Source organism: Pseudomonas sp. 5P_3.1_Bac2, assembly GCF_025465995.1.
Taxonomy (GTDB): Bacteria; Pseudomonadota; Gammaproteobacteria; order Pseudomonadales; family Pseudomonadaceae; genus Aquipseudomonas.
On sequence record NZ_JANLNY010000004.1, the window covers coordinates 606,332 to 623,672 of the forward strand.

Here is a 17,341-nt window from a genome sequence, read left to right on the forward strand (position 1 = left end):
TTTGCCGCTTGTATCTAGGGTGACTTCTGCAAATTGACCCTCTAGAATGCATGCCCTTGATTTGGGGTCGGTAAACGGCCGGCTTATGTCTGTGCAACGAGGATTATTCATGCAAGTTTCTGTTGAAAGCACTTCTGCTCTAGAGCGCCGTATGACCGTTGGTGTCTCTGTTGAGCGCATCGAGACTGAAGTCAACAAGCGTCTGCAGCAGACTGCCCGTCGTGCCAAGGTGCCTGGCTTCCGTCCTGGCAAAGTGCCGATGAGTGTGATCCGTCAGCGTTACGAAGACGCTGCTCGCCAAGAAGCCCTGGGCGATCTGATCCAAGCCACTTTCTACGAAGCCATCGTTGAGCAAAAACTCAACCCAGCTGGCGCGCCTTCTGTTGAGCCGAAAACCTTCGAAAAGGGTAAGGATCTGGAATACGTCGCCACTTTCGAAGTGTTCCCAGAATTCACCGTTGCGGGCCTGGAGTCGATCTCCGTTGAGCGTCTGCAAGCCGACGTGGCTGCCGCTGATGTCGACAACATGCTGGACATCCTGCGTAAGCAAAACACTCGTTTTGAAGCAGTCGAGCGTGCCGCTGAAAATGGCGACCAACTGAATATTGACTTCGTCGGCAAAGTTGACGGTGAAGTATTCGCAGGTGGTTCGGCTAAGGGCACCCAGCTGGTACTGGGCTCCGGCCGCATGATCCCTGGCTTCGAAGAAGCTCTGGTAGGCGCTAAAGCCGGCGAAGAGAAGGTCATTAACCCGACTTTCCCAGCTGATTACCAGAACCTTGACCTGGCCGGCAAAGCAGCTGAGTTCACTGTGACTGTTAACAGTGTTGCGGCTCCGCAACTGCCTGAGCTGAATGACGACTTCTTCGCCCTGTTCGGCGTTAAAGAAGGCGGCCTGGAAGGTTTCCGCGCTGAAGTGCAGAAAAACATGGAGCGCGAGCTGCGTCAGGCCATCAAGTCCAAGGTTAAAAACCAAGTGATGGACGGTCTGCTGGCTGCTAACCCAGTTGAAGTGCCTAAGGCGCTGATCAGCAACGAAGTTAACCGTCTGCGCGTACAAGCCGTACAGCAGTTTGGTGGCAACCTGAAAGCTGACCAACTGCCGGCTGAACTGTTCGAAGAACAAGCTAAGCGCCGTGTGGTGCTGGGCTTGGTTGTGGCTGAAGTGGTTAAGCAGTTCGACCTCAAGCCTGATGATGCCCGCGTACGCAGCATGATCGAAGAAATGGCTTCGGCTTACCAAGAGCCTGAGCAAGTGGTGGCCTGGTACTACAAAAACGAACAGCAAATGAACGAAGTACGTTCTGTTGTGCTGGAAGAGCAAGTTGTAGATACTGTTTTGCAGAAGGCCAATGTGACCGATAAGGCGGTCTCTTACGAAGAAGCTGTCAAGCCGGTTGAAGCACCGCAAGCCGCCTGATCTGTTGACCTCGTTCGAACACGCCATAAGCCAGCCTTAGCGCTGGCTTATGCGCATTTGCGATTTGACTATTTAGGGAGCGAGTGCAGCATGTCCCGCAATCCTTTCATGCAACAAATGCCTGAAATCCAAGCCGCTGGTGGCTTAGTACCTATGGTGGTAGAGCAATCTGCTCGGGGTGAGCGTGCCTACGACATCTACTCGCGTCTGCTCAAGGAACGAGTGATTTTTCTGGTCGGCCAAGTCGAAGACTATATGGCCAACCTGATCTGTGCCCAGCTGCTGTTCCTAGAGGCTGAAAACCCGGACAAAGATATCCATCTGTATATCAACTCCCCGGGTGGCTCAGTGACCGCTGGTATGGCGATCTACGACACCATGCAGTTCATCAAGGCTGACGTGTCTACTACGTGTATCGGTCAAGCTTGCAGCATGGGCGCGTTCCTGTTGGCTGGCGGCGCTGAGGGCAAGCGTTTCTGTCTGCCGAACTCACGCGTGATGATTCACCAGCCTCTGGGCGGTTTCCAAGGTCAAGCCTCTGACATCGACATTCATGCACGCGAGATTCTGTATATCCGTGAGCGCCTGAACCAGTTGCTGGCTCATCACACCGGGCAAACCCTTGAAGCCATCGAGCGCGATACCAATCGCGACAACTTCATGAGTGCCACACGAGCGCAGGAATACGGTCTGGTTGACGCTGTTCTGGAAAAGCGGCAGATGCCGGTTTAACAGCTATATAGATAGGGCGCAGTCGTGTGCTGCGATTAAGTAGGCGGTGCGCCCTTGAAAATGCTCGTATTTGCCTTCATCTTGTGTTTTAAGCCTACCCGTATTGGATTGAACGAATGACTGACACCCGCAACGGCGAGGACAACGGCAAGTTGCTTTATTGCTCCTTCTGCGGCAAAAGCCAGCATGAAGTGCGCAAACTGATTGCCGGTCCCTCCGTCTTTATCTGCGACGAGTGCGTTGACCTGTGTAACGACATCATCCGTGAGGAGGTGCAGGAGGCACAGGCTGAGAGCAGCGCGCACAAATTGCCAGCACCCAAGGAAATCAGCGGCATTCTTGACCAATATGTAATCGGTCAGGAGCGCGCGAAGAAGATCTTGGCTGTCGCAGTCTATAACCATTACAAACGTCTCAATCAGCGCGACAAGAAAGATGAAGTCGAGCTGGGCAAGAGCAACATTCTGCTGATCGGTCCTACTGGTTCGGGTAAAACCTTGCTGGCAGAAACCTTGGCACGCTTGCTCAATGTGCCGTTTACCATTGCCGACGCCACCACCCTGACCGAAGCCGGTTATGTGGGGGAGGATGTCGAGAACATCATTCAAAAGCTGCTGCAGAAGTGCGACTACGACGTAGAAAAAGCTCAGATGGGCATTGTCTATATCGATGAAATCGACAAGATTTCGCGCAAGTCGGATAACCCATCTATCACCCGCGATGTCTCGGGTGAGGGCGTGCAGCAAGCGTTGCTTAAGCTAATCGAAGGCACAGTGGCCTCGGTGCCGCCGCAGGGTGGCCGTAAGCATCCGCAGCAAGAGTTCCTGCAAGTCGATACGCGCAATATCCTGTTTATCTGTGGTGGCGCGTTCTCTGGTCTTGAAAAGGTCATTCAGGGGCGCTCGACCAAAGGCGGCATTGGCTTTGGTGCTGAAGTGCGCAGTAAGGAAGAGGGCAAGAAAGTCGGTGAATCGCTGCGTGCGGTGGAGCCTGACGATCTGGTCAAATTCGGCCTTATCCCAGAGTTCGTCGGCCGCTTGCCGGTGATCGCGACTCTGGATGAGCTGGATGAAGCCGCTCTGGTGCAAATCCTCACTGAGCCGAAGAACGCCCTGACTAAGCAGTATGGCAAGTTGTTCGAGATGGAAGGCGTTGAGCTGGAATTCCGTCCGGATGCCTTGAAATCTGTGGCCCTTAAGGCTTTGGAGCGTAAAACCGGGGCTCGTGGTCTGCGCTCGATTCTCGAAGGTGTGCTGCTCGACACTATGTACGAGATCCCGTCGCAGTCCGACGTGAGCAAGGTGGTTATCGACGAAAGCGTTATCGATGGCACCTCCAAACCCTTGCTGATTTACGAAAATACCGAGCTGCCGGCTAAAGCGGCACCGGATGCGTAACGCATCGGTTATATGATGTAAAAAAAGGGGCCTAACGGCCCCTTTTCTTTTCCTACTGCTGCGCTTGTTTTTTGTTTGGGCAGCCCCCATCTTAGGGGCAAGGGTTATCCCATCTTTAACGGCCGTAAGGCCGCCGTAGAGCCGAAATTATGAAGACAACCATCGAACTGCCTCTCCTGCCATTGCGCGATGTTGTGGTCTATCCGCATATGGTCATCCCTTTATTTGTTGGGCGCGAAAAGTCCATCGAGGCCCTCGAGGCCGCGATGGCTGGCGAGAAGCAGATTCTGCTGCTGGCCCAGCGCAACCCCGCCGATGATGATCCGGGCGAGGATGCGCTGTACCGCGTCGGTACGGTGGCCACCGTGCTGCAACTGCTGAAGCTGCCCGATGGCACCGTCAAGGTGCTGGTGGAAGGCGAGCAGCGTGGTGAGATTGAGCGCTTTATCGAGGTGGACGGCCATTGCCGCGCCGAGGTGCAGCTGATCGACGAGATTGATGCGGCTGAGCGCGAGTCGGAAGTCTTCACCCGCAGCTTGCTGAGCCAGTTTGAACAGTATGTGCAGCTGGGTAAAAAAGTCCCTGCTGAAGTGCTGGCTTCACTCAACGGCATTGATGAGCCTGGGCGCTTGGTCGACACCATGGCCGCGCACATGGTGCTGAAGATTGAGCAGAAGCAAGAAATTCTCGAGATCACCGATCTAGGCGCGCGTGTTGAGCACGTCCTGGCATTGCTGGATGCGGAAATCGACTTACTGCAAGTTGAGAAGCGCATCCGCGGTCGCGTGAAGAAACAAATGGAGCGCAGCCAGCGCGAGTACTACCTGAATGAGCAGATGAAGGCCATTCAGAAGGAACTCGGCGACGGTGAAGAAGGGCACAACGAGCTGGATGAGCTGAAAAAGCGCATCGAGAATGCCGGTCTGAGCACTGAGGCTCACACTAAAGCTACGGCTGAGCTGAACAAGCTTAAGCAGATGTCGCCGATGTCCGCAGAAGCCACTGTAGTGCGCTCCTATATCGATTGGCTGGTGAATGTACCGTGGAAGGCGCAGAGCAAAGTGCGCCTGGATCTGGAGCGGGCTGAGAGCATCCTCGATGCGGATCACTACGGTCTGGATGAGGTTAAAGAGCGCATCCTCGAATACCTTGCCGTGCAAAAGCGGGTGAAGAAGCTCAAAGGCCCGGTGCTGTGCCTGGTTGGACCACCTGGCGTGGGTAAGACCTCGCTGGCGGAGTCCATCGCCACTGCGACCAACCGTAAGTTCGTGCGTATGGCCTTGGGCGGCGTACGTGATGAGGCAGAGATCCGTGGTCACCGGCGCACTTATATCGGCTCGATGCCGGGTCGTTTGATTCAAAAAATGACCAAGGTTGGGGTGCGCAACCCACTGTTCTTGCTCGATGAAATCGACAAGATGGGCCAGGACATGCGCGGTGATCCTGCTTCGGCTTTGCTTGAGGTGCTTGATCCCGAGCAGAACCACAACTTCAACGACCATTATTTGGAAGTGGATTACGATCTTTCCGACGTAATGTTCCTCTGCACCGCGAACTCGATGAATATTCCCGGCCCGTTGCTGGATCGGATGGAAGTCATTCGCCTGCCGGGTTACACCGAGGCCGAGAAGATCAATATCGCCACCAAATACCTCGCGCCGAAGCAGATCCAGGCTAACGGTCTGAAAAAGACCGAAGTGCAGATCGAGGTGGAGGCGATCCGCGACATCATTCGTTACTACACCCGTGAAGCCGGGGTGCGCAGCCTTGAGCGGCAGATCGCTAAGGTGTGCCGTAAGGTGGTCAAGGAAAACATCACGCAGAAGAAATTCAAAGTCAGCGTGACGGCCGATTCCCTTGAGCAGTATCTGGGCGTGCGTAAGTTCCGCTACGGTTTGGCCGAGCAGCAGGATCAAATTGGCCAGGTGACCGGTTTGGCGTGGACCCAAGTCGGTGGTGAGCTGTTGACCATTGAGGCGGTTGTGGTGCCGGGTAAAGGTCAGTTGATCAAAACCGGGTCCCTGGGCGATGTGATGGTCGAATCGATCACAGCCGCGCAGACCGTGGTCCGTAGCCGTGCCAAGAGCCTGGGAGTGCCTGCGGACTTCTATGAGAAGCAGGACATCCACATCCATATGCCGGAAGGGGCTACCCCTAAAGATGGCCCTAGCGCAGGCATTGGCATGTGCACGGCGCTGGTCTCAGCCTTGACCCAAATTCCAGTGCGTGCTGACGTGGCCATGACCGGCGAAATCACCCTGCGTGGCCAAGTGCTAGCCATTGGTGGTTTGAAGGAAAAACTGCTTGCCGCTCATCGCGGTGGAATCAAGACAGTGATCATTCCTGAAGAGAATGTGCGCGATTTGAAGGAGATTCCTGAAAATATAAAAGCCGACCTGCAGATTAAACCGGTTAAATGGATTGACGAGGTCCTGCAAATTGCGCTGCAATACGCCCCGGAGCCCTTGCCCGATGCGGCTCCCATGGTTGCAAAGGATGAGAAACGCGAGTCTGATTCCAAGGAGCGAATTAGCACGCATTAGCCGGAGGGCTTTCTTGACACTTTTTCCGAGCCCTTGTTATAAAGCGGCTCAATCGTGTCAGCGGGCTCTCTAGCACTGGCTTTGCTTACATTCAAAAGCAAGAAATAAACTCACAGAAATTAAGGGGACTTAAGAGTGAACAAGTCGGAACTGATCGATGCCATCGCTGCATCTGCTGATATCCCGAAAGCTGTTGCTGGCCGTGCGCTGGACGCAGTAATTGAATCCGTTACTGGCGCTCTGAAAGCCGGTGACTCCGTAGTACTGGTTGGTTTCGGTACTTTCGCGGTTAAAGAGCGTGCTGCTCGTACTGGCCGTAACCCACAAACTGGCAAGCCAATCAGCATCGCTGCCGCCAAGATCCCAGGCTTCAAAGCTGGCAAGGCCCTTAAAGACGCCGTTAACTAAGGCTCTTTAGGTTTTGCTCTGCGGATCGGTCACTGACTGATCTGAGGTGAGGTGTAAGACCTAGCAGATGTTCTTGCTAGGTTCTCGAACTCTCCAACTAGATTCGAGCCGCTTCACCAGTGACGAGAAGGCGCATCTTGTGATGCGCCTTTCTTCTATCCGGACTTTACCCACACTGCGCGGCTGAGATTTTACGGTCGTTCTGGGGGACGCATGCTGCAGAACATTAGGGACAATTCACAGGGGTGGATTGCCAAAACCATCATCGGCATCATCGTCGCGCTGCTTGCGCTGACAGGCGTTGATGCGCTGTTTACCACTACCGGCAATAGTCAGAATGCTGCTGAGGTTAACGGCGAAAAAATCAGCTCGGCGGATCTCAGCCAAGCTGTGGAAATGCAACGTCGGCAACTGTTGCAGCAATTAGGTCGTGATTTTGATGCATCGCAGCTGGATGAAAAGCTGCTGCGTGACTCCGCTCTGAACGGCCTGATCGAACGTACGCTGCTGCTCAGTAGCGCTAAAGATTCTAAGTTCTCGTTCTCTCAGCAGGCGTTGGACCAAGTCATCCTTAATACGCCGGAATTTCTCGTTGACGGAAAATTTAGCCCTGAGCGTTTCGATCAGGTGATCCGTCAGCTGGGCTACAGCCGTATGCAATTCCGCCAGATGCTTGAGCAGGAAATGCTGATTGGCCAACTGCGCGCCGGTATCGGCAACAGCGGTTTCGTCACTGATGCTCAGGTGCAGGCTTTTGCCGCGCTGGAGAAACAAACCCGCGACTTCGCCAGCCTGACTATTGCCGCTGACGCGAAAGCGGTGCAGCTCAGCGATGATGACGTCAAAGCTTACTACGATGCCCAAGCCAGTCAGTTTATGAGCCCTGAGCAAGTGGTGTTGGAGTACGTGGAGCTGAGCAAGGACTCGTTCTTTGATCAGGTCAAAATAACGGATGAAGCCCTGCAGAACGCTTATCAAAGCGAAATCGCCGCTCTGTCCGAACAACGTCGCGCTGCGCACATCCTGATTGAAGTTAACGACAAGCTTAACGACGAACAGGCCAAGGCCAAGTTGCTGGAAGTGCAAAAGCGTCTTGAGCAAGGTGAAGACTTCGCCAAACTGGCTAAAGAGTTCTCCGATGACGCCGGCTCTAAAGCTGAAGGTGGCGACCTCGGTTTTGCCAGTCGTGGCGTGTATGACCCAGCCTTCGAAGATGCTCTGTACGCGTTGGACAAAAACGCCGTATCGGCGCCAGTGCGCAGCCAGTTTGGCTGGCACTTGATCAAGCTGCTGGACGTCCAGGCCCCGGAAATTCCGACCTTGGCCAGCCTGAAAGACAAGCTTGAGCGCGACCTGAAGACCCGTGAGGTTGAGCAGCGCTTTGTGGATGTGTCGAAGAACCTGGAAGATGCCGCTTTTGAAGCTTCTGACCTGAGCCAGCCGGCGCAGGAATTGGGCCTCAAGGTGCAGACCTCCGAGCCATTCGGGCGCCAAGGCGGTGCTACTGGCATCACGGCTAATCGCCAAGTGATTCAGGCTGCTTTTAGTCCTGAAGTGCTGGAAGACGGCAGCAACAGTGGCGTGATTGAGCTGGATCCGAACACCGTAGCCGTGGTTCGGGTGAAAGAGCACAACAAGCCTGAGCAACTCAAACTTGAGCAAGTTGCTGATAGCATCCGTGCGCAACTGACTAAAGTGCGTGCCAGTGAAGCGGCCAAAGCCAAGGGGGAGGCGCAACTGGCAGCCCTGCGCGAAGGCAAGACCCCAGTTGAGCAAGCCAAGGCTGAGCAAACCTGGAAGGTCGTCGAAGCGGCTACCCGTAGCCAAGAGGGCGTCGAGCCGGTGATCCTGCAGGCGCTGTTCCGCATGGCTAAGCCTGAGGCGGCGAATAAGCCGACTTTCACCGGCATCAGCCTGGCCAACGGTGACTACGTGCTGCTGCGCCTCAATGGCGTGAGCCAGCCGCAGCAAGCCCTGTCGGATGAAGACAAGGCCATGTATGCGCGTTTCCTGGGGTCCCGTGCAGGTCAGCAAGACTTCGCGGCATTCCGTAAGCAGCTGGAAGTAGGTGCGGATATCGAGCGCTTCTAAGGCAGCCGCTAATCTAGCTTGAACGCGCTGCCGCGTTCGAGCTAGAGCGAGGTTACGCAAAACGCCCGGTGCTCTGCATCGGGCGTTTTTATTTTCAGGTCCTCGGAGGCGTCACTCGTGGCCTGTAATCTACTTCTGGTGGAGATTAAAAATGGGGCGATTACCGAGTCGCTCATGCTGGGTTTGATCACGTTTGCCAGTGTGCCCAGGATCAGCGAAATAATTTTTTTCATCCGAGCTCGACTTCGCATTTTTTCGCTAGAATGGCTCGGGTTTTTGTTTGAATGGGGCAGTTTTTCAGGTAACCATTTTAAGAGTACAAGAATGTCCTCCCTTCCCTGTTTTTTGTCTGTCGTATTTGTGGTGCGAAACCAGTCAGCAAGTATTGAAAACATTCTTTCTGATGCGGCAGCTGTCATTGCGAACATCGTCAGTGATTATGAACTGATCGTGGTGGATAACGCCTCGGATGACGACAGCATTTTAGTGTTGAAGCGGCTGACCGCTGAAAACGGATTGGCCAATTTACAAGTGTATGCACTGACCAAAGAGGTGGATGCTGATACCGCCTCGTGGGTTGGGCTGGAGAATGCGCTTGGTGATTTCGTTGTCGTTGTCGATCCGTTGGCTGATGACATTAGCTTTGTCCCCAAGATGCTCGATCAAGCGCTCAGTGGTGCTGATGTGGTGTTTGCTAATAATGCGCAAAAGCCCGTGCAGAGCCTTGCTTATCGTGGGGCTAATGTCGTTTTTCATGGCATCTACAATCGCTTCAATGGTGTCCATTTGGCCAAGGAAGCGCCGCAATACCGCATTCTAAGCAAGCGGGTGATTAATTTCATATTGCAGCACCCTCAACCAGCGATGACCTATAGGCACCTTCCTGCAACGGGTGGATTTGCGCGTGCGTACCTTAACTACAGCTCCGCGCCGCTGACATCTCGGCCCAAGCGATTGGGCGATAGCATCGACCGAGGCATGCGCTTGCTAGTCTCGACCACGCGTGCGCCGATGCGTTTGGTTACCTCGCTCTCCCTGTTTGGTGCTGTTGCCAACCTGGTGTACTGCATTTATGTCCTCGCGATTGGCCTTTTAGAAACCGATGTTGCGCCGGGTTGGATCAGCCTTTCGCTGCAACAGTCGGGCATGTTCTTTCTGATCTCGCTCGTTCTGCTGGTCTTAGGTGAATACATTCTAAATATGGCCAGCCTGTCGAATGAGGGCCCGCTTTATCATGTAGGCCAGGAGTTCACCAGTGCCCGCATGACCCGGCTTGAAAAACTGAACATCGAAGAGGTGGTTTCAGATTCAGCCAAGGCGAAACCCCCGACCATTGAACGTGTTTCCTGATGTCGTGTCTCGATCCAAGCCGACCCAGTCAGGATGCCGTGATAATTGGAGGTGGGTTCTACGGCGCAGCTATCGCTACGTATCTGGTCAAGCAACGTGGTATTAAGCGCATCCTGTTGATTGAACGTGAGCCAGCGTTGCTGATGCGTGCCTCTTACAACAATCAGGCGCGCGTGCATAACGGCTATCACTACCCACGTAGTTTCACGACCGCTTATCGAAGCCGGGTAAACCTACCAAGATTTGTACGGGATTGGCCGCTCGCGGTGAAGCAAGACTTCACCAAGCTATACGCTATCGCCCGACGAAACTCGAAAGTCACGGCCAAGCAATTTGAACGCTTTTGTCGGGAAATTGGGGCGGAGATTAAGCCGGCAGATCCCGTCTTGCGGGCCTTATTTGAACCCCGCTTGATCGAAGATGTGTATCTAGTTAAAGAATATGCGTTCGACACCACTCAGCTCGCGAACTGGGTAGTGCGCGAGCTGGAGGAAAACGGTGTGCAGATCCACTACGACACACGGGTGACTGCGATCTCGAAAGGAACACGGGGGCCGTTGCAGGTTGTAGCCGAGAAGAAGGGGGGGGGGCAGGAGGTAATCACCTGTCGCTATGTATTCAACTGCACCTATAGCGGCCTCAATCAGTTCAAAGGTGATTTCCCCGGTGTCAGTACCGGCCTCAAGCAAGAAATCACGGAAATGGCCCTGATGCAGATGCCCCCATCACTCAATGATTTGGGCATCACTGTGATGGATGGTCCGTTCTTCTCGATGATGCCTTTTCCGGCGCGCGGAATGCATACCTTGTCCCATGTTCGCTATACACCGCACATGCACTGGAATGACCAGCCAGAGGTTGACCCTTACGAAAAACTGCTCTGTTACGCACGCGACACCCGCGTGGATCGGATGGTCAGAGACGTCGGACGGTATATTCCTGAAGTATTGAAAGCCAAGCACATAGACTCGTTGTTCGAGATTAAAACAGTTTTGATGAAGAACGAGGGCGATGACGGAAGGCCAATCCTTTTTGAGAAGCATGCAGAGTTGCCAGGTTGTTATTCGGTGCTTGGCGGTAAAATTGACAATATTTATGACGTTCTTGAAAAGCTTGAAGCTGAGAACATTATCGGCATTGATGATTAAGAAAAATCTAAATTTGGAGCGGTGAATGTTTAGTTCGCTTATTGGATATTCAGGCTACGTGGGCGGCACCCTTCTTAAACAGGAAAAATTCACATCGCTTTATCGCTCAACCAATATTGGTGATATCGATGATCAATCATTTGACACGGTAGTGTGCGCGGGTGCTCCGGCGCAGAAATGGATCGCCAACCGGGAGCCAGAAGCGGATCGGCAAAAAATTGAGAAACTTATCGCACACCTCAAAACTATCCAGTGCAAAACCTTTATTTTGATCAGTACTGTTGATGTGTTTAAGAGTCCCATAGGCGTTGACGAGGACACCCCTGTCGATGAGTCGGGCCTGCATGCCTACGGTCTGCATCGTCGATTGCTGGAGACATTCATCGAAGAGCATTTCCCGAACCATCTGATTGTTCGTCTGCCAGGGCTGGTTGGCCCAGGTCTGCGCAAGAACGTCATCTTCGATTTTCTTAATGACAATAACCTACAGGCAATTGATAGTCGGGGTGTGTTCCAGTTCTACCCGATGGTTAACCTTTGGTATGACATTCAAACGGCACTCAAGGCCGGTTTGAAATTGGTTCACCTCACGGCAGAGCCCGTTAGTGTAGAGAACATTTCCCTACAGGGGTTCGGTAAATCCTTCACCAATGCCTTGGCAAACCCCGCTGCGAGCTATGACCTACGGACCAAGCACGCGCAAGTATTTGGTACGGCGGGCGGCTATCAATACAGCGCCCGCGAAACAATTCTGGCGGTCAGGGCCTACGCGCAGTCCGAGCCGCTGACGATTAAAGGCGATACGGGGATGAGCGCATGAGGTTGGCGATTTCCAATATCGCGTGGGACACCACCGAAGATGAAGCGGTCGCTGCGCTGCTTCAGCGGTTTGCGGTTGATGCTATAGATATCGCACCAGGCAAGTATTTTCCAGAGCCAGCCAAAGCTACGAATGGTGATATTACGCAAGTCAAAGACTGGTGGGCTGAGCGCGGGATCGAGATCACCGGCATGCAGGCGCTGTTGTTTGGCACCACGGGACTAAATGTCTTTGGTTCTATTGAAAGCCAGGCAGCCCTGCTAACGCATTTGGCGGCGATATGCCGTATCGGCGCAGGCCTGGGGGCGACTCGGGTGGTCTTTGGCTCACCTAAGAATCGTGATCGCAGTGGGTTGAGTGATTCAAGGGCTTTGGACATGGCGATTTCTTTTTTCCGGCAGTTAGGAGATATCGCTCAGGCTTGTGGGGTCATTATCTGTCTTGAGCCTAATCCAGCCTGTTATGGCGCCAACTTTATGACCACCAACGCGGAAACCGCCGACGTGGTGAAGCGCGTTGCGCATATGTCCATCCGGATGCAGCTTGACACTGGCGCGCTCACTATTAACGGCGAGAATCCTTTGGTGGTCTTAAACGACTGTGCCCCACTGATCGGGCATGTACACGCCAGCGAACCTGACCTGCTGCCTTTGGGGGATGGTGGAACTGAGCATGGACAAATGGCTGCCGCCCTGAGGCAGTACCTGCCTATGCATGTGGTCACCATCGAGATGGTGGCTACTAAGGATGAGTCGCATGTTGTGTCGATTGAACGAGCCCTTCAGGTGGCGACGCAGCATTACCGCTTGGCTGGCGTGAGGTGACCGCATGAGCATGAAATGGCTAATCCTCATTCTCGGCATTCTCTCCAATGCATCCGCCAGTGTACTGGTGAAGTTGGCCATGCTGCCCCCGCGCAAGTTTCCCTCCCTCAGCGACCCCATAGGTGCAGTGAGTAACTGGCCATTTTGGCTGGGACTTGGGTTATATGGCGCGGCATTTGTGCTCTATGCTGCTGCGTTGGCGCGTCTCCCGCTGAATGTGGCACACCCGGTTTTGACCGCCGGAGCGGTGGCGACTGTCGCTCTGTTTTCGGTCGTGTTTTTTCGTGAATCCTTCCACTGGACTACAGGGGCAGGGATCGTACTGGTAATCGCTGGCGTAGGGCTGATTACAGCTCGCGTTGCTTGATGGTAAACATGATGACCTCTTCTTATATTGCTCCCACCGACCGCGAAACATGGCAAGTACCCTCCTTTGACACTCAACTCTGGCTTGGCCGTCAGCACTCTTGGTGCGTAGTGGTTCCTGTCATCAATGAGGGGGAGCGAATTAAGAACCTGCTGGCCAGAATGGCGACGCTCAAAATCGAAAATATTGCTGACATTATCATTGTCGATGGCGGCACTACGGACAGCTCGCTGGAGTTGCAAGCCTTGCAACGGGTCGGCGTGCGAGGGTTGCTGGTCAAAACGGGTCCCGGGAAACTCAGTGCCCAACTTCGCTGCGCTTATGCCTTTGCACTAGACCAAGGTTATGAGGGGATCGTGACCATTGATGGTAACGATAAAGATGATCCTGAGGCCATTATTCGCTTTATCGAAGCGCTCGAACAAGGTGTTGATTTTGTGCAGGCATCACGCTTTGTGGCAGGCGGAGTGGCTGAGAACACGCCTAAACTGCGAGACTTTGCGATTCGTTTTATCCATGCGCCGATGCTGAGCTTTTTCTCTGGGTTTAAGTGGACCGATACGACTCAAGGGTTTCGTGCTTATAGTCGAAGAATGTTGCTTGACTCGAAAGTCGCACCGTTCCGCGATGTATTTAAAACCTACGAACTACTTGCTTACCTTTCCTATAGAGCCCCAAGGCTGGGTTTTCGCTGTCTAGAGCTGGCAACTATACGGCGTTATCCAAAAGGAGAGGTTCCAACCAAAATTAGTAGCGTTAAGGGAAATCTGTCGGTTCTAGCAGTCTTATTGCGTGCTTGCTTAGGTCTATACAACTAAAAGTTCTGGTGTTGAAATGTTCAAGCAACTTGAAACCAATGAGAGAATATCTGTGATGTTGGTCGCTGTAGTCATAGCGGCTTTAGCATTATTTCTTTGTCTCAGCTTGAAAGAGGATCAGGCTTACTCCGACTTCATTGTCGGTAATTTAACGTGGTATGCCGGAACGAAGTTGCAAGATATCGTTGTTGCCCCTGTTTTTGTTATCGTGTTTTTTTGCGTGCTGCTATTTTTTTCGAGTCTAATTAAATGGCAGAAAAGACTATTCGGCATCGGACCGGCAGCGGAGCTCTCAAGTCAGTTAATTTGGTGGTCGCTTCCCTCTATTGCTGCAATTTCTTCTTTGATTCTCGGCGCGCCGCTAGACGAAAGAATATTGCAATTTTCGGTGTTTGGGATTGGATTTATTGCTATTGCAGCCATAGCTAGCGCAATTAAGAGTTTTGAAATTGACCCTCGTGTATTTAGTCTTGTTGCGCTCAGTATTATATTGTTGTCGCTTGTAAATTTAGAGATTTCGCTGGTTATAGGCCGGGCGCCAATTTCGATGTTTGGGCATTTAGATCTATCAAACTATGCCGGGCCATTTTATTCGATTGCCTTGTTTGGTTGGTTTGCAGGTCTGTTGTATGTTTTTTTTAAACCTGATTTTTTTGCACGAAAAATGTCCTGGCTGCTTCTGGCCAGTCAGTTGGGGATTACTGTATTTTATTTGACATTGTACCCTGCCCATCTGCGACAGCCGGATGCCTCCTTGTCAAATTACGAAACTACGGTCTGGTTGAAAGTTCTGGTAATTGGGATGGTTGTATGGGGTATTGTTGACGTGGTTCGGCGCTTTCGGATTTATTCAGCGTCAAAAGATTTTTCAAAAATTTTATCCCCTATAGCCTTTTTCGGTTTATTGATCGGATTGAAAGCGGGAGTTACAACTTCTCCTAGCATAAATCCAGATGACTATCATTTTGGCGAAATTATCCTCGGTTGGTGGTCCTATCTTCAAGGTGTGATTCCCTATGTAGGTTATATGCCGGCGCACGGGATAATGGGCGATGACTTTACTCAGCTTTTATCTTTCTTATTCTATGATGGCTCGGCTGGCAGCATGGCAGAGGCTGGGCGTCTTAGTTTTGCAATTTTAGCTTTTGTTGCTTTCCTTTCCATCTTTTACTTTTCATCCAGCATTGGCTTAGGCTTCGTATCGATCTTTTTCCTAGTCGGGACTTTTAATTGGTTATTCCTAACGCCATTTCTGTGTCTATGGCTGAGTCGTAGGTTACTTAAGCGTCCTGCGCAATGGTTTTTCGCTTGGGCTATCACCGCACCTATCGTTATATTGGGATTGCCTGCACAAGGGCTGTTGCTTGTGGTGGCCTCTGGCATTGTCGCGGCCTACTACGCTTGGCAAATGTGGCGAAAACCTGAGGAGAGAAAATTCACCGGAACTTTAATCGCTGTTGCTGTACTCGTCGTACTTGGATTTGCCTCTCCGCTTGGGTCGATGCTGCTCGGGGCTGTCCGCTATGTGTTGGAAAATGGACCTTTGAATCAGGTTGCCTACGGCGTTCCATGGAGCATGAGTTGGAGTTATACGGGAAAGAGTGGCTTCATTTTTGAGGCTCTTCGTATGTCCTGGATCGCCGTTCCCCTCGGCTGTTTACTGTTTATTCTTAACTGGAGCAAAGATTGTAATCGACGTATACAAACACTTTTCCCCTTACTTGTTGTTCTGCTGTTCACCTTATTATTGATTCCTTATTCTATGGGGCGCATCGACATCGGAAACGTTTCGCGGCCAGGGTTGGTTGCGAGTTTTAGCTGGATGATTCTGCTGCCCATCGCCGCATGGGGAGTCCTAAGTCATAGTGGCAGAGTGATACTAATTGTTCTTGCGGCCAGTATGAGTGCAGCCCTTGGGTTCCCTTCTCTGTCATTTAGTAACCTCTACGCTTCCGCTTCCGCTTCGGTTATGACATCTACACTACGGGATGGTAGAAGTGCCGGGTTGCCTAATATTGGTAGGGCCTCCGTGCAGGACGAGCATTGGGAAAGGCTCACAAAGCTCGCAAGAGTGTTGGCAGAAAAAGTACCGAAAGGGCAAACCTATCTCGACTTGACATCGCGCAACGCACAATACTTTTACCTCGGGTACAGACCGCCTCTACCGGTAACGGCGCCATACAACATGGTGTCGCCGGCCCAGCAGCGGCGCGCTGTTGATATTTTAAGAGAATACGCGCCGGACATAGCACTGTTGGAAGGAAATAACATCATTCACGACGGCGGCGGGCTTGCGTTACGTAACCCATATTTGTATCGATTTATCGTTGAAAACTATGATCCAGCTTATGAAAAAGGCTTCATCCTAGGCTACAAAAAGAAAGGCTCGCCCGCAGCTGTCCAGCCCTCAGTCATCGAAATCTCACTCAAGGAGATTACCGACTCGAATTGGATCCAGGGTATTTATCGCTCTGCGCCTGCGTTACTCGTCGATGATCAAATACTTTTTTCTCTCATAAAGGTTGGCGACCAAATCCGTACCGCCGATGGTGAAATCCGTCGTATTCAGAGGGTTTCAGGTGAAAACCAGACGTTGTGGCTAGAGGGTTCGTCATTCGCTCCCTCAGATGCTCAGCCTGTGAACAGTGTGCAATTGATTGCCAGTCCCGAGGTCGTTTCTGAATACAAGCTAGCTCTGTTGCAGAAATCCTTTGCGCAATCAGAGCTAGGTAAGATTCCTGTGGCGTGGGGAAGGTCGGAGAAGTCCCTTGCCAAAAGGATGAATCTAATCAAGTCTCTTGACGGCTTGCAGCCTACTCTTCATGACCTCATTACGGAAAATGGACGCTACAAAGTTAGTGGTATTGACCCATACTTGAGTTTCGACCTTGCTGGTTTGGATATTTCCGGGAGTGATGCGGGGTTGCTCAGGTTCGATTTTGAATGTTCTGGGAGGATTGGCGACACGCGTCTTCAGGTGTTCTGGTGGGGCGATGTCAGCCCGGGGCCTAACGAGAACTCAAGCATTCACTTTAGCCCGGAGAATGGAACTCTGATCGTTCCACTTGATGCTTCTCCACGCTGGCTGACTTTGAAGCGCCTGAAAGGTATAAGAGTCGATCTGGATAATTCGGCCGCTTGCAAAGACATTCGGGTAAGAAACGTTGCCCTTATGCAGCGGAAACTCTGAACATGATATGCTTTGGCGGGCTAGACCAGAGTTTTACCCTTATTTATCGAAAGCGATGAAACTTTTTCTTCATTTTTTTGATGAGATTTTAATATCGATGCATGGGGTATTGATTACAACATTTATTGTCCCATGGCTCGCTCGGGAAAATGACATCAATCGTTCGCCCAAAAATTAAAATCAAGACAGTTAAGGGAGAAACTCTGGTTTTGAGTGGGGCATAATTTGGGGAT

13 protein-coding genes are annotated in these 17,341 nt (G+C 52.2%); all 13 read left to right on the forward strand.

Annotated elements, in window-relative coordinates; translation table 11 throughout:
• Window positions 1-109 precede the first annotated feature (109 nt).
• The 13 genes from tig (at window position 110) to NTD81_RS04300 (ending at window position 17,108) form a co-directional block, all read left to right on the forward strand.
• Entirely contained in the window at window positions 110-1,420 is a 1,311-nt protein-coding gene (gene tig / locus NTD81_RS04240; protein WP_262179763.1) for a trigger factor, read from the forward strand.
• A gap of 90 nt (window positions 1,421-1,510) precedes the next feature.
• Complete coding sequence (gene clpP / locus NTD81_RS04245; RefSeq protein ID WP_262179766.1) at window positions 1,511-2,152, forward strand: ATP-dependent Clp endopeptidase proteolytic subunit ClpP; 642 nt, start codon at window positions 1,511-1,513, stop codon at window positions 2,150-2,152.
• Window positions 2,153-2,268: 116 nt separating this feature from the next.
• Entirely contained in the window at window positions 2,269-3,549 is a 1,281-nt protein-coding gene (gene clpX / locus NTD81_RS04250; protein WP_262179770.1) for an ATP-dependent Clp protease ATP-binding subunit ClpX, read from the forward strand.
• Window positions 3,550-3,698: 149 nt separating this feature from the next.
• Entirely contained in the window at window positions 3,699-6,092 is a 2,394-nt protein-coding gene (gene lon, locus NTD81_RS04255) for an endopeptidase La (protein WP_262179774.1), read from the forward strand.
• Window positions 6,093-6,227: 135 nt separating this feature from the next.
• Window positions 6,228-6,500 carry a nucleoid-associated protein HU-beta gene (gene hupB, locus NTD81_RS04260; protein WP_003239952.1) on the forward strand — a complete coding sequence of 91 codons (273 nt, stop codon included), beginning with the start codon at window positions 6,228-6,230 and terminating at the stop codon, window positions 6,498-6,500.
• Window positions 6,501-6,713: 213 nt separating this feature from the next.
• A complete protein-coding gene (locus NTD81_RS04265) occupies window positions 6,714-8,591 on the forward strand; it encodes a SurA N-terminal domain-containing protein (protein WP_262179782.1) in 1,878 nt (625 codons plus the stop codon).
• Between the two features lie 324 nt (window positions 8,592-8,915).
• Window positions 8,916-9,941 carry a glycosyltransferase gene (locus NTD81_RS04270; RefSeq protein ID WP_262179857.1) on the forward strand — a complete coding sequence of 342 codons (1,026 nt, stop codon included), beginning with the start codon at window positions 8,916-8,918 and terminating at the stop codon, window positions 9,939-9,941.
• Entirely contained in the window at window positions 9,941-11,089 is a 1,149-nt protein-coding gene (locus tag NTD81_RS04275; RefSeq protein ID WP_262179784.1) for an FAD-dependent oxidoreductase, read from the forward strand. Before NTD81_RS04270 ends, NTD81_RS04275 begins: the two co-directional genes overlap by 1 nt.
• 25 nt (window positions 11,090-11,114) lie before the next feature.
• Window positions 11,115-11,909, forward strand: a complete 795-nt coding sequence (locus tag NTD81_RS04280; RefSeq protein ID WP_262179786.1) for a pyridine nucleotide transhydrogenase — start codon at window positions 11,115-11,117, stop codon at window positions 11,907-11,909.
• Window positions 11,906-12,733, forward strand: a complete 828-nt coding sequence (locus tag NTD81_RS04285; protein ID WP_262179788.1) for a sugar phosphate isomerase/epimerase family protein — start codon at window positions 11,906-11,908, stop codon at window positions 12,731-12,733. The genes NTD81_RS04280 and NTD81_RS04285 overlap by 4 nt, the downstream gene beginning before the upstream one ends.
• 10 nt (window positions 12,734-12,743) lie before the next feature.
• Window positions 12,744-13,100 (forward strand): DMT family transporter, encoded by a 357-nt coding sequence (locus tag NTD81_RS04290; protein WP_315974672.1) that lies wholly within the window; start codon window positions 12,744-12,746, stop codon window positions 13,098-13,100.
• Between the two features lie 8 nt (window positions 13,101-13,108).
• Window positions 13,109-13,918 carry a glycosyltransferase family 2 protein gene (locus NTD81_RS04295; RefSeq protein WP_262179792.1) on the forward strand — a complete coding sequence of 270 codons (810 nt, stop codon included), beginning with the start codon at window positions 13,109-13,111 and terminating at the stop codon, window positions 13,916-13,918.
• Window positions 13,919-13,934: 16 nt separating this feature from the next.
• Window positions 13,935-17,108 (forward strand): hypothetical protein, encoded by a 3,174-nt coding sequence (locus NTD81_RS04300; RefSeq protein ID WP_262179794.1) that lies wholly within the window; start codon window positions 13,935-13,937, stop codon window positions 17,106-17,108.
• Window positions 17,109-17,341 lie beyond the last annotated feature (233 nt).

What these genes read in the sequence shown, in the direction of transcription:
- clpP (WP_262179766.1), top strand. Translation starts at nt 1,511, where the DNA reads ATGTCCCGCAATCCTTTCATGCAACAAATGCCTGAAATCCAAGCCGCT.
- NTD81_RS04295 (WP_262179792.1), top strand. Translation starts at nt 13,109, where the DNA reads ATGATGACCTCTTCTTATATTGCTCCCACCGACCGCGAAACATGGCAA.
- NTD81_RS04300 (WP_262179794.1), top strand. Translation starts at nt 13,935, where the DNA reads ATGTTCAAGCAACTTGAAACCAATGAGAGAATATCTGTGATGTTGGTC.
- NTD81_RS04285 (WP_262179788.1), top strand. Translation starts at nt 11,906, where the DNA reads ATGAGGTTGGCGATTTCCAATATCGCGTGGGACACCACCGAAGATGAA.
- clpX (WP_262179770.1), top strand. Translation starts at nt 2,269, where the DNA reads ATGACTGACACCCGCAACGGCGAGGACAACGGCAAGTTGCTTTATTGC.
- lon (WP_262179774.1), top strand. Translation starts at nt 3,699, where the DNA reads ATGAAGACAACCATCGAACTGCCTCTCCTGCCATTGCGCGATGTTGTG.
- NTD81_RS04265 (WP_262179782.1), top strand. Translation starts at nt 6,714, where the DNA reads ATGCTGCAGAACATTAGGGACAATTCACAGGGGTGGATTGCCAAAACC.
- NTD81_RS04280 (WP_262179786.1), top strand. Translation starts at nt 11,115, where the DNA reads ATGTTTAGTTCGCTTATTGGATATTCAGGCTACGTGGGCGGCACCCTT.
- tig (WP_262179763.1), top strand. Translation starts at nt 110, where the DNA reads ATGCAAGTTTCTGTTGAAAGCACTTCTGCTCTAGAGCGCCGTATGACC.
- NTD81_RS04270 (WP_262179857.1), top strand. Translation starts at nt 8,916, where the DNA reads ATGTCCTCCCTTCCCTGTTTTTTGTCTGTCGTATTTGTGGTGCGAAAC.
- NTD81_RS04275 (WP_262179784.1), top strand. Translation starts at nt 9,941, where the DNA reads ATGTCGTGTCTCGATCCAAGCCGACCCAGTCAGGATGCCGTGATAATT.
- NTD81_RS04290 (WP_315974672.1), top strand. Translation starts at nt 12,744, where the DNA reads ATGAAATGGCTAATCCTCATTCTCGGCATTCTCTCCAATGCATCCGCC.